This window comes from Pseudomonas nabeulensis (genome assembly GCF_004682045.1).
GTDB classification, from domain to species: Bacteria; Pseudomonadota; Gammaproteobacteria; order Pseudomonadales; family Pseudomonadaceae; genus Aquipseudomonas; species Aquipseudomonas nabeulensis.
This window is the reverse complement of sequence record NZ_QUZT01000056.1, coordinates 18,921-33,113: the sequence shown is the minus strand read 5'-3', so window position 1 is coordinate 33,113 and position 14,193 is coordinate 18,921. Positions and strand designations below refer to the sequence as shown.

Here is a 14,193-nt window from a genome sequence, read left to right as displayed (position 1 = left end):
GCGTTTCCTCCCGAGGTTTTTTCCTACAACCGTCATCGGAAGCTGCGAATTTCTCTCCATGGTTTTCACCCCTGGCCACCCCCGCATCAGGGCTTGGGACCGAAGCCATGGCGTCATGCAAGAGCCATCTACCCCAAACGTACAAACACGACGAAAGGAGATTCTTCATGTTTAAGCGCAACGTTCTCGCGGTATCCATGACCCTCGCTGCACTGTGCTCGGCACAGGCTGCATTCGCAGACGTAAACGGCGGCGGCGCAACTCTGCCACAACCGCTGTACCAGACCGCTGGCGTACTCACTGCCGGCTTCGCCCCCTACATCGGCGTCGGCAGCGGTAACGGCAAGGCTGCGTTCCTGAACAACGACTACACCAAGTTCGTGGCTGGCGTGACCAACAAGAACGTGCACTGGGCCGGCAGCGACTCCAAGCTGACTCAAGCCGAACTGGACGCGTACGCGGCGAATAAACAAGCCGGTTGGGGCAAGTTGATCCAGGTGCCTTCGGTGGCTACCTCTGTTGCCATTCCGTTCAACAAGGCTGGCGCCAACGCAGTTGACCTGAGCGTTAATCAACTGTGCGGTGTGTTCTCTGGCCGCTTGACTGACTGGAGCGAAATCACCGGTTCCGGCCGCACCGGCACAATCACTGTGGTTTACCGTGACGAGTCCAGCGGCACCACCGAGTTGTTTACCCGTTTCCTGAACGCCAAGTGCACTGAAGCCAAGAAGTTCGCAGTGACCACCACCTTCAAGGACAGCTACGGTTTCGTGCAAGGCGTCAGCGCCGGCACCCTGCCGGTGGGCGCTGTACCTGCTGTTACCAGCCAAGGCGTGATGACCGCGTTGAACGCTGCCGAAGGCCGTGTGACCTACATGAGCCCGGACTACGCGGCAACCACGTTGGCTGGTCTGGATGACGCCACCAAAGTTGCCAAAGTCGCGGGTGTCTCTCCGGCGCCGGCCAACGTTTCGGTGGCCATCGCCGCTGTACAGGTGCCCTCGGCTCTCAACGTCACCAACCAGAACGCCTGGGTACCAACGTTCGCCGCGACGGCCAGCGACACCGACCCAAGCGTTGTGGCTTACCCAACCAGCGGCTACCCGATCCTGGGCTTCACCAACCTGATCTTCAGCCAGTGCTACGCCAACGCTGACCAGACCGCTCAAGTGCGTACGTTCTTCACCCGTCACTACAACCTCAGCGCCTTCAGCAGCAACGACACCGCTATCCGTAACAACCGTTTCGTGACCCTGCCTAACACCTGGAAAACCGCGATCAACGATAACTTCCTGACCGCCTCCAGCCCGTTGAGCATCGGTAACCCAGACGTCTGCAACACCATCGGTCGTCCGCTGTAACCCACGCTTCAACGACCCGCAACACCGATCAGCAACGGCCTGTGCCGTTGCTGATTTTTTTGCATTACCAGCGGTATGTGAACTTTGCATGACAAAAGTTCAGTCGTCCCCCTCGCCAACGGCCTAACCCTCATACGTGAGCGTGTCTTGCCCTCCTGCGCAATAACAAAGAAGGAAGCTTCCAGATGGTCCGCTGCAAACCCACGGTTAACCGCAAAGCCCAGACAGTGTTGCGCCTCAAGCCCCTGGCCCACGCCATTGCCTTGTTGATGGTGGCGGGCAATGCCCAGGCCGCGACGGCGTTCAGTGCCGGCTGGTTTGCCGATAAGGGCGCATCCCAGGCCGCGACGGCGGCACGGGTGAATGCGGGGCAGGTGCCGGGGATCCCTTCGTTGAACCAGCAGGCCCAGGTCAAGCAGCAACTGGCGCGCTCCATCAGCACCTTGAACACCACCGTGGCAGCGATTGCTGCCCAGCAGGCAGCGCAGGCAGCCGGTCGGCAAACCGCGTTCGGCCAGGTGTCGACGATTCCCGACGGGCTCGGCAAGGGCGGCTTGCAGGTCGACAACAGCCTGACCCAGGGCTGGACCAACGCCAAGAACCCCACCCAGACCCAGTCCGGCGGAAAGACCACGGTGACCATCGAGCAGACCGCCGACAAGGCGATCCTCAACTGGGAGACCTTCAACGTCGGGCGCAACACCACCGTGGATTTCCAGCAGCAATCCAACTGGGCCGTGCTCAACCGCGTCAACGACCCGAATGCGCGCCCCAGCGAGATCCAGGGTCAGATCAACGGCGCCGGCACGGTGATGATCATGAACCGCAACGGCGTGGTGTTCAGCGGCTCCAGCCAGGTCAACGTGCGCAACCTGGTGGCCGCAGCAGCGACCATTACCGATGACCAGTTCACCCAGCGCGGCCTTTACGTGGACACCAACGGCGCCCAGCCGACTTTCACCGACGCGGCCGGCAAGGTCGAGGTGCAGCGCGGCGCGGTAATCCAGACCCATGCTCCGGCCACCTCCACCGACTCGGGCGGCTATGCCTTGTTGCTCGGTTCCGAAGTGGAAAACGCCGGCACCATCATGACCGCCAAAGGCCAGACCACCCTGGCGGCGGGCGATAGCTTTTACATCCGCAAAGGCGTCGGCACCGCCGGTAATGAACGTTCCACCACCCGTGGCAACGAGGTCGCCACCAGCCTCAAGGCCGGCAGCACGGCGGGCAAAGTCACCAACAGCGGCCTGATCATGGCCTCGACCGGCGACATCACCCTGACCGGTCACCAGGTGCAGCAAAACGGCGTGGCCCTGGCCAGCACGTCGGTCGATACTCGCGGCACTATTCATTTGCTCAACGCCGCCAGTGACAGCACCGGCAGTGTGACCCTGGGCGAGGGCAGCACCACCGCAATCCTGCTCGACGCCAGCGGCAGCACCGCCCTCGACAGCCAACAAGGCGCCGGCCTGACCAAGTTCGACGGCCTGGCCGCCAACCTGATCACCGGCCAGTTCAACAACCTCAGCGCCGTGGCCGACCGTACCGACCAATCACGCATCGAGATCGTCAGCGGCGGCACCGTGGACTTCCAGAAGGGCTCGATCACCCTGGCCACCGGCGGCCAAGTGGCGGTCAGTGCTGGCCAGCGCAGTCTGGTGCGGGATGGGGCGATGATCGATGTGTCGGGCGCGGTCGGCGTCAAGGTGGCGATGGAAGCCAACAACATCAAGATCAACGTGCAGGGTAACGAGCAGCGCGATGCGCCGGTCAACCGTGACGGTGGGCAACTGATCAACAACGACGTGTGGGTGGATTTGCGCGAACTGGTGTTTGTGCCGGCGGGCACCAATGGCTATGCCACCGACCGCTGGTACACCGCAGGCGGCCTGCTGGAAGTGGGCGGTTACCTCGGCACCCAGGGGCATTCGGTGGGCGAGTGGATGGCCCAGGGCGGCACCGTGACCTTTACCGGCAAGGATGTGGTGACCCAGCAGGGCGCCCAGATCAACCTGTCCGGCGGCACCGTGGATGTGCAGGCCGGTTACATCCAGCAGACCTGGCTCAAGGGCGCGGATGGGCGCTTGTATGAGCTGTCCAAGGCGCCGGGCGACATTCTGTATTCCGGCTTTTACAAAGGCTTTGAAGACAACAGTGCCCGCTGGGGCCAGACCGAGTACTACTACAACCCACTGATCGCCCCGCAACGTCGCTACGAGGCCGGCTACACCGTGGGTCGCGACGCAGGCAAGCTGGTGGTCAGCACCTCCAGCGCCGTACTCGAAGGCCAGGTGATCAGCGATGTGTTCCAGGGGGAGCGCCAGACCCAGGCACCGAATATCAACCTCGACGGTTACCAGCAATCGCAAAAAGCCAAGGCCCAGCGCGCGCAGTTGATCATTGGCCAGTACATTCCGATCTACAACAAAACCACCGGCACCTTGCGTTACGCGCTGGGGGCAAGCACTGACCAGGTGCTGATCGACGCCAATACACAGAAGATCGCCGAGGGCCTGGACCTCACCACGGCGTTGCCGGCGGATCGCCAAGGCAACGTGGTGCTCGACAGTGAACAGCTCAACGGCTTTGAGTTGGGTGCGATCAAGGTTGGCGCCAAGCAGCAGATCACCGTCAACGGTGCGTTGCAGGTTGCCGACGGCGGCGATATCACGCTGTTTGGGCCTCAGGTCAGCGTCAATGCCAACCTGACTGCCCATGGCGGCAGCCTCAATGCGGGCAACATCCTCAAGCAAGTTAACCTCAACTCAAACAATGTCGTGGGGGATGTGATCCTGGCCGGTAGCGGGCGGGTCGATGTGGCGGCGGGGGTGAAGCTGGACACGACGGGCCGTTGGAACAACCTGGCATTGAACCCCGCCGGCGGCGATGGCGTGGCGTATGTGAATGGCGGTACGGTTTCCCTGCGCAGCACCGGCACCGTGCAGTTGGCAGCGGGCAGTGTGGTGGATGCGTCTTCCGGCGCCACATTGGGCGTGGATGGCAAACTCAGCGGTGGCAAGGGCGGCAGCGTGACCTTGGGTGCCCTGGGCGCGCTGGGGCTAGACGGTGAAATTCGTGGCTACGGCGTGAGCGGCGGCGGCACGTTGGCGTTGCAGGCGCATCGGGTGCAGATCGGCGACAGCGCCGATGTGCCGGCCGCCGACACCTTGAAGCTGGCGGGTGATTTCTTCAACAAGGGCTTTTCGGCCTATGACATCACCGGTAATGAAGGCCTGCTTGTCACCGACGGCACGCAGGTTGACGTCACGGTGCCGGGCTACCGCCTGAGCGATCAGGCATTGACCCTGCCCACCGGCAGCGATCCTGCCACGGCACTGGAGCGCTGGGATACGCCGCTGTATCTGGAAGACTTCGCGAAGGGTGTCGTGACCCAGCGCCGGGGTGCAAGCCTGAGCCTGACGGCCGGCACTGTGGAAAGCACGGCTGCGCAGTTGGCGACCACTGCGTTGACCGTGGGCCAGGGCGCGGTGATCAACGTCGACCCAGGCCAGGGCATCAACCTGCGTAGCGTTGGCCAGTTGACCCTGGACGGCACATTGAACGCCTGGGGCGGCAATGTCAGCCTGAGTGGCTTGACCGTGGCCGCGTCCGAGCCGGTGAACGCCATCGGGCATGGCCGCTCGATCTGGCTCGGCGAGCACGCGGTGATCGATGTTGCAGCGCGGGCCGCCACGGCGGTGGACAGCCGTGGTCGCAGCTTCGGCACGGTGCGCAACGGTGGCAGCATCAACATCGGCGGCACCTTCGACCTGAACACTGGCATCGCCAAGGCCAGTGACCTGTTTGTGGTGGTGCGTGAGGGCGCGCGCCTGGACGCCTCCGGCACCCAGGCCTTGCTGAACATACCGGGCCAAGGCGCGGTGCAGGTCGCGAGCAATGGCGGCAGTATCACCCTGGCGTCCAACAATGGCCTGTACCTGGACGGCAGCTTTGTGGCCAAGGCGGGTGGTGCCGGTGCGGCGGGCGGCAGTCTCAATGTGGCGTTGGAAAGCCCGTACTACCAGAAAACCGGCGTGACCGATCGTGTACTCAAACTGCGTGAGCTGATGTTGGGCCAAGTGCATCAGGCCACGGCGCTGCCCGACAACGCCACAGACGCCGCCGGCGGCCTGGAATACGGGCATGGCCGGTTGGGTGTGGATCAGGTGAGTGCGGGCGGTTTCGATAACCTGGCGCTGTTGAGCAATGGCCTGTTGAGCTTTGACGGCGACGTGAATGTGAACATGGGCCAGAGCCTGCGCCTGTACAGTCGCGGCTACGGCTTGAGCGAAAACGCCGCGTCCAACTCCCGGATCAACCTTCGGGCGCCTCATCTGCTGCTGGCGGGCATTCTGGCCCCCGAAGAGACCGGCAAAGACCTTTATGTACGGCCAGTGCCGGTGGTGCCGGCGCCATCGCAGCGGGCCACCGAGGCGCAGTTCAACGCCGAGGGCAACCTGGTGGAGGTGCGCGGCAATGTGATATTCGGCAACCGCAGCCGCCTGCGCCAGGCCAACGACAGCCTGACGGACCTGGAGCGCCGAGGGTTTGACCAGGTCAACCTGACCAGCCAGGGCGACTTGCGTTTTCTCGCCGGCACAAGCGAAAACGACATCATGAGCGGCGTCAGCACCCAGTTACTGACCCAAGGCGATATGACCTTGCGGGCGGCGCAGTTGTACCCGGCCACTGAAGTCAGTGCCCGGGTCATCGCCGGCTACTTGGGCGAAGACCCCGCCATCTCCCTTGGCCTGCTGTTTGATCCTGCGCGCAGCTTGACCATTGGGCGTGTCGGCACCGCCAATGCAGCGCTGCCCTATTCGGTGTTCGGGCGCCTGCAACTGGGGGCCGCGAACGTGATCCAGGGCGGCGTAGTGCGTGCGCCGCTTGGGCTGATCGATATCGGCAGCATGGGCAGCGAGCGTGTGCAACTGATGCCGGGCAGCGTGACCTCGGTGAGCGGCAACGGCCTGGTGCTGCCGTACGGCGGCACGGTGGATGGCCAGGTCTACAAGTACAACGGCAAGCAAGTGGTGTTCATTGGGCAAGGCGGGTTGGATGCTAATGGCAGCGAACTCGCGGTTGGGGTGATCTTGGGCGGCAAGTCAGTCGCTGTGCTGCCGGACGCCACGCTGGATCTTTCCGGCGGCGGTGAGCTGCTGGGGGCTGGCTTTGTGTCGGGGCGCGGGGGTTCGACGGACGCACGCTTGAACCCGCTGGTGCAATTTGGCGCCAACGGCGGGTTTGTATTGCCGGGCCTGTCCACCAACCCGGTCTACGCGATCGTACCGGGGGTGCAGCCCGTCGCCGCGCCTGCGGGCGGTGAGGGCGGTGCGGTTGCGCCGTTGATTGGCCAGCAAATCACCATCGGCGCTGGCGTACCGGGGTTGCCGGCAGGCACCTATACGCTGATGCCGTCGACCTATGCGTTGCTGCCGGGCGCTTTCCGCGTCGAGATCAATGGTCTGGCCGGCGTCGGCAGTGGGGCCACGCAATTGATGCGCAATGGCTCGTGGTCCAGTGCCGGGTATCTGTCGATTGCCAATACCGGTATCCGCGACAGCGTGGCCAGCCAGTTGATCCTGACCTCGGCAGACACCTTGCGTCGGTATTCCCAATACAACGAAACCAGCTACGCGCAATTTGCCCGGGCGGATGCGGCGAAACTCGGGGTGCCGCGCGCGATGCTTGAGCTGGATGCCAAGACGTTGAAATTGGCCATGCGTTCGGGTGGCGGGGCAGATGCGTTCACCTTTGAGGGCATAGGGCGTTTCAATGCGGCGCCGGGTGGTTACGGCGGCACCGTCGCTGTGCTCGACATGGGCAGGGGCGGTATTGAGGTGGTCGCGGCCGATCGAGCGGCAACCCAGGGTTTTGGCGGGATCACCCTCAAGGCCGACAGCCTCAATGCGCTGGGCGCATCGCGCCTGATGGTGGGTGGGATGACGGCGGTAACGTATGGCCAGTCCGGCAACTACATTACGTTGGCGACCGGCCTGAACCAGGCCAGAAGCACGGTGATCCTGCGTGAAGGCGCATCCCTGGCGGCGCCGGAAGTGTTCCTGGTCAGCACCACCGGCGAGATCGTCGTAGAGCAAGGGGCGTCCATCAACACCATCGGCCATGGCAACGCCAGCTACGATGCGCGTGACGGCTTTATCTACAAGGTCTCGAACATGCTGGCAGTGTCCAATGGCCTGCTCAATGTGATCGCGGCGCCGAGCATCGGTGGCGAGACCAGTAAGGGCATCAGCATCGGTACCTGCAACGTTGCGCCCTGCAGCGGGCAAACCAACCTCTACTCCGAAGGCAGCATCGTGGCGATGACCGATGCGAGTTTCTCGCTGGGCGAGCAGACGCGCTACGGCACACGTCACCTCAACCTGGGGGTGAGTGCGATCAACCTGGGCAGCGCCGACGCGTTGGCTGCTGCGGCAGCGGCAAACCAGGTGCCGGCCGGCCTGACCCTGACCCAGGCACTGCTCGACCGCCTGCTGCGCGGCGATACCGAATTCGGCGCACCGGCCCTGGAAACCCTGCAACTGTCCGCCCGCGATAGCTTCAACTTCTATGGCAGCACTTCGCTGGACACCTATGACCCACTGACGGGTAAATCGCTGCTGAGCAACCTGATGATCTCTACCCCGGCCATCTACGGAGCCGGGGGCGCGGGCGATGTGGCCAGCATTCACACCGCCAATCTGATCTGGCAAGGCGCGACCAACCCGGCAGGCGCTGTGGTGAATGGCGGCGCCGGCACCGGCAGCGGGCGGCTGGACATCAACGCCGAGCGCATCGAGTTTGGCTATGGTGCGTTTGCCCAGCCCAGCGCCACTCAATCGTTCGATCGCCTGGCGTTGGGCTTTGCCAACGTCAATCTGAATGCCAGCGAGCGCATCACCGCCAATCACAAGGGCAGCCTGTCGGTCTATCAACAGCAGGGCGCCTACGACCCGGTCAAGGGCTTCGCGTACAGTGGCGGCAACCTGAATATCCTCACGCCGTTGATGACCGGTGAAGCCGGTTCCGTCAACCGCATCACCGCCGGCGGCGCCATTGATGTGGTGGCGTCCGCCGGGCCAAGGGGCACCGCAGATGGCCAGGGCGCCGAGCTGTCGTTGCAAGGGGACAGCATTCGCCTGGCCAGCGCGGTGGTGCTGCCCAGCGGCAAGGTCAGCCTGAGTGCCCGCGGTGATGTGCTGTTGACCGACACGGCGTTGATCGATGTCGCCGGGCGTGCAATCACCTTCAACGACGTGACGAAATACGGCTGGGGCGGCGATGTGTTGCTCGATAGCCGTAACGGCAATATCCACCAGGCGGCAGGCTCGACCATCGACCTGTCCGCCCGCTACAACCAGGCCGGCAAACTGCGCGCAGTGGCGGTGGACGCGGCCGGTGGGATTGTCGATCTGCAAGGCAAGATCCTCGCCAGTAGCAGTGGTTATTACGACGCGGGCGGCACGTCGATGCCGTACGAGGCCGGTGGCGTGGAAATCCAGGCCCAGTACCTTGGCGGCAGCGGCTCCCTGGACCAGCAATTCGCCGACCTCAACCAACGCCTCAATGAGGGCCAGGTTTTCGGCTCGCGCAGCTTCCAGCTCAAGCAGGGCGACCTGACCATCGGCAACGGCCTCAAGGCCGGCACGATTAGCGTGTCGGTGGACAATGGCAGCCTGCGCGTCACCGGCCTGGTGGACGCCAGCGGCGAGCGCGTCGGCAGTATCACCCTGGCTGGCAAGCATGGCCTGACCCTGGACGGCAGCGCGGTACTGGATGCCCACGGCAGCAAACTGCGGGTGGACAGCTACGGCAAGATCATCGACTCGCCGAACCGCGCCATGGTGGTGCTCGGCTCCGGTGAGGGTCGCTTGACCCTCGCCGACGGCGCGCGCATCGACCTGCGTCACGGCACCGACGGTTCAGCCAGCCTTGACGGGCGCAATCGCGGCACCCTGGAGTTGAATGCGCCTCGGCTGGTCAACGCCGATGGCAGCAGCAACGACATCGATATCGACGCCCGTGGCCGCCTGGCCATCGACGGTGCGCGCTCGATTACCCTCAACGGCATGGTCACCTATGACGACGCCCCGGTGGTCACCGACCCGACCGCCAGTGGGCGGCCGTACCAGCAAATCGACCAGGCCTACCTGGATGGCAAACACGCGTTGAGCACTGCATTTATCAACGGCGCCTTGCTCAATGCAGACCTGTTGAACAACAAACTCGCCGGGCTTAACAACAGCACCTATGCGGATGCGTTCCACCTGCGTCCGGGTGTGGAAATCGTCAGTAACACAGCGGACGGCGACCTCGTGGTGCAGGGCGATCTCGACCTGTCCGGCTACCGCTATGCCAGCCTCAACCCCCACAGCCAGAAAACCTCGGTGTACGGTTCCGGCGAGTCCGGCAGCCTGACCCTGCGCGCCGGCGGCGACCTGAGCATTTACGGCAGCATCAACGATGGTTTCTCGCCGCCGCCGCAAACCGTGGATGACAAGGGCTGGGTCTTGTTGCCCGGTAAAGATTTCAGCGGCGGCGATATCGTGGTGCCGGGTAACGGCGTGACCCTCGCGGACGGCACGGCCTTCCCGGCGGGCAGCACGTTGAACTACGACCTGCCGATCAAGGGCCTGACGGTGGCGGCGGGTACACGACTGCCGGTGACCGCCGTGTTGGACCAGGTGTTGACGCTGCCTGCCGGTACGGTATTGGCGGCAGCGGTGCGCGATGCGGCGGGCAATGTGCTCTATGCCGCCGGCACCTTGCTTGGCCAAGCCACTACCCTGCAAGCCGGCACCCAGCTGGAGGCCGGCACCCTGCTGACCCAGGGCACGACACTGCGCAGCATGCTCTGGCCCAAAGGCGTACCGCTGCCCAATGTCCATCAAGGGACGTTGATGACCAGCGTGGTGTTGCTCGACGGCAGCCGCGCCTTGCCACGGGGCGCGTTAATTCCTGCCGGGACCAACGTCAAGTTGCCCGACGGGGTTGATTCCATTGCGCTACGCCCGGAAGTGGCGGGGCGCCAGGGCAAGTTGTGGGCTATCGCGCCGATGCTGGCCGAGGGTTCGCAGTCCTGGTCGTTGCGCCTGGTGGCGGGCGCCGATACCGAGGCGGCGGACAGCCGTATCCTGCAAGCCCATCCGCGCAGTGGCGACCTGCGCCTGGCGGACAGTCACTACGGCATGTTCACCAAGGACGTCCCGCTCAAAGGCGCCCAGACCTGGACGGCGTACGCCGTGGAAGATTTGGCGCTCAATGGCATCACCGTGGTCGAGGGTGATCCGATTGACCAGGCCATCGTCGATATGGTCGGCATGGATACCATTGAGAATTTCTGCAGCGCCTACGGTGCGTATTGTGTGGTCAAGGTCAACCAGCTATGGACCGAGTCCGCTGCCCAGGAACTGTCGGAGTTGGGCTTCCCGGTTGCCAAGGGCGATGTGATCCAGCAAAGCCTGCTGGACCAGCTGGGCGTCGGGAGCATTGCAGATTTCTGCGCCAATTCGCCGACCTATTGCTACGTGCCCAGCAGCAAGCAAGCCGCGCCGTCCAGCACCCGCTTAAGTGTGATACGCACCGGCACCGGCGACCTGGAACTCTTGAGTGCTGGCAACCTGAGCATGGACTCGCTGTATGGGGTCTACACCGCAGGCACGTCCTCCGTGACGACCCAAGCGGGCGACCCTTATAACCAGCCGCGAACCCTGGGCAGTACCAAAACCGTACTGGCCGACCCGGCCAGTGAATTCGAGAAGTTCGTCAACGGTTCTGCTGACAGCCTGTACCGTGCCTGGTATCCGGACGCGGGGGGTAACCTCACGTTGAACGTCGGCGGCAATTTGACGGGCAATATTATCGGTATCGCCACGGGCATCGCCGGGCGGCCTGATCCCAAGAACCTGGGTTACGACTCCGCCAAGGTTGGCAATTGGCTGTGGCGCCAAGGCAGCGCGGATGTGGCCACCGGCGGGCAGGCCCAACCCACGGCCTGGTGGATCAACTTCGGAACTTACGTCAGCACCACGTCGGTTGATCAGATGCTCGGCTTCACCGGCTTCGGCACCCTCGGCGGCGGTGATCTGGATGTCAGCGTGCGCGGCAACGCCGGGCTGCTGGACAGCCGGACCAACAGCGCGCTCGATTCCGCGTTGAACCCGCGTACCCAGGGTCTGGTATTGGCGGTTGGGAGCACCGGCCGGGTGGCCAACGACGGCAGCCTGGTGCTGACCGGCGGGGGGGACCTGCGGTTGCGCGTCGGTGGCGCGCTCAATCCGGTTGGCGTACAGGCGTTGGATTTGCGCAATGGGGTACTGGTCAACCTGCGCGGCAATGCGCAAGTGCAAGGTGGCGCGGTGGGGGCTATCAATCTGACTTACGGCAGCATCGCCCCAGAGCACAGCCCTGGCGAGACCCGCGCATTCGATCCGTTGCAGGCCACCCGTGGCTTGCCGTTTGGCGGGATTACCCTGGCGCCGGGTGACGCCACGTTCAGCCTGGGGGCAGCAGGGGATCTGGTGGTGCAGGATGTGCTCGACCCGGGCCGAGTCGCTGTGGCGAACACGTCCGCATTTTCACGCGGGGCCGAGCAGGGTGTTGGGGAGAGTTGGTTTACGTTGTGGACCGACCACACTGCAATCGACCTGTTTTCGGCGGGTGGCAATCTGACCCCGAACGTTAGCGGCAAAGCATCGGACCTGGCGATTGTCTACCCCTCGATCCTTCGCGCGACCGCGGCGGGGGGTAATTTCTACTATGGCAAGGCGGCATCGGCATCCCAGATCGATGGTGCCTACTCGGGGACGCTGTTGCTCGCTCCGGGTGCCAACGGCGAATTGCAATTCCTGGCCCACGACTCGATTTACGCAGGCGGTATGTTTGTCACGCCTTCTGCGGCCGATCCCGGGATCATGGCGACGCCTTGGCGGCCGGCTTTCGTCGGTCTGATTGCCAATCAGCTAGTCGCCGGAGGCAATAACCTGTCCGCGAGCAGCGGCCTGGTGACGGGAGGAGTAGGCGTCCTTACCGACCCACGTTCCTTGTTCACCTTTGGTACCCCTACGGCTTCGGCAGCGGCGTATACCCCTCATTCACCGGCACGCTTCTATGCGTTGGACGGCGACCTGGTGGGTGTCAGCAGCGGCCGCGTCATCACCTTCGACACGGGACAGTTCGCTCGCAACGCGGGGCAGGTGTGGTACGAGGGCAACGGCGCGGTGTGGATGATGGCCGGGCGTGACATTGTCAGCAGCGGCAGCGTGTTCAACACCACTAAAGGGACGGCGTCGGAGTCACAGACCGGCAACCTGTTCATTCACAACAACCCCAACGACATCTCCATCGTCTCGGCCGGACGCGACATCCTCTACAGCAACTTCCAGGTCGCAGGCCCAGGCTTGCTGGAGGTAACGGCGGGTCGCAATATCCTGATGTCCGGGCGGCCGGTCATCAACGGTGGCGAGGTGAGTGTCACCAGCCTCGGTGCGGTCGTGGCAGGCGACAACCGTCCAGGCGCGAGCATCGTCATGCAAGCCGGTGTTGGTCCCAACGGTCCGGATTACCTGCGCTTCGTCGAGGCTTACTTGAACCCCGCGAACCTGGCGCAACCCGGTGAGTCGATCCAAGGCACCAAAGTCGCCAAGACCTATGAAAACGAGTTGGTCACCTGGCTCGCCGAGCGCTTCGGTTTCGTTGGCGACAGCGAGCAGGCACTGACCTACTACAAGGCCTTGCCCGCCGAGCAACAACGGGTGTTTGCCCGCGACGTGTACTTCGCCGAACTCAAGGCCGCCGGCCGCGAGTACAACACCGACGGCAGTGTGCGCCAGGGCAGTTACCTGCGTGGGCGCGCCGCGATTGCGGCACTGTTCCCGGACAAGGACGTGGCCGGCAACCCGATCACCTACCAGGGCGATATCACACTGTTCGGCAGTTCGGGCGTGCACACCAACTTCGGTGGCGCGATCCAGATGCTCACGCCGGGCGGCAGCCAGACCTTCGGCATCGAAGGCGCGGCGCCACCGTCCACGGCGGGGGTGATCACCCAGGGTGCCGGTGATATCCAGCTGTATTCCATGGGCAGCATCCTGCTGGGTCAAAGCCGCATCATGACCACCTTCGGTGGCTCGATCATGGGCTGGACTGCCGAGGGTGACATCAACGCCGGGCGTGGTTCCAAGACCACCGTGGTGTACACGCCGCCCAAGCGCGTCTATGACAACTGGGGCAACGTCAGCCTGTCGCCGTCGGTGCCGAGTACCGGCGCGGGGATCGCCACGCTCAATCCGATCCCGGAAGTGCCGGCGGGGGATATCGACCTGATCGCGCCGTTGGGCACCATCGATGCGGGCGAGGCGGGGATCCGGGTGTCGGGCAACGTCAACATCGCGGCGCTGCGGGTGGTGAACGCGGCGAATATCCAGACCCAGGGCAAGTCGTCCGGGGTGCCGGTGACGGCGACGGTCAATACCGGTGCGATGAGTTCGGCCAGTGCCGCAGGGGCGGCGGCGTCCCAGGCGGCGGAGGACGCGGCGCGCAACCAGCAGGCGGCGGCCAGGCAGGGTCGGCCGTCGATTGTCACGGTGGAGGTGTTGAGTTTTGGCACCGAGCCGGTGCCGCGTGAGTCCGAGCAGAAGAGTTCCAGCTATAACCCCGACAGCCCGGTGCAAGTGCTGGGCGCGGGGCCGTTGAGCGAACAGGCGCGGGCGCGGTTGACGGATGAGGAGCGTAAGCAAATCAGTCTGTAGGGTTTTTGATGGACCTCTCGATGTAACCTTTGGGGGCGATCAGTGATCGCCCTGTTTTTTTGTGGGAGGGTGTGTATATCCGT

General features: G+C 63.9%; 2 protein-coding genes. Both read left to right on the top strand.

Features of this window, described 5'->3' with window-relative positions; translation table 11 throughout:
* Positions 1 to 167 precede the first annotated feature (167 nt).
* Positions 168 to 1,361: a substrate-binding domain-containing protein gene (locus tag DYL61_RS23840; protein ID WP_135310367.1), complete on the top strand. Its 1,194-nt coding sequence runs from the start codon at positions 168 to 170 to the stop codon at positions 1,359 to 1,361.
* A 185-nt stretch (positions 1,362 to 1,546) separates the two neighbouring features.
* Positions 1,547 to 14,110, top strand: a complete 12,564-nt coding sequence (locus DYL61_RS23835) for a filamentous hemagglutinin family protein (RefSeq protein ID WP_135310366.1) — start codon at positions 1,547 to 1,549, stop codon at positions 14,108 to 14,110.
* Positions 14,111 to 14,193: the final 83 nt, after the last annotated feature.

What these genes read in the sequence shown, in the direction of transcription:
- DYL61_RS23840 (WP_135310367.1), top strand. Translation starts at nt 168, where the DNA reads ATGTTTAAGCGCAACGTTCTCGCGGTATCCATGACCCTCGCTGCACTG.
- DYL61_RS23835 (WP_135310366.1), top strand. Translation starts at nt 1,547, where the DNA reads ATGGTCCGCTGCAAACCCACGGTTAACCGCAAAGCCCAGACAGTGTTG.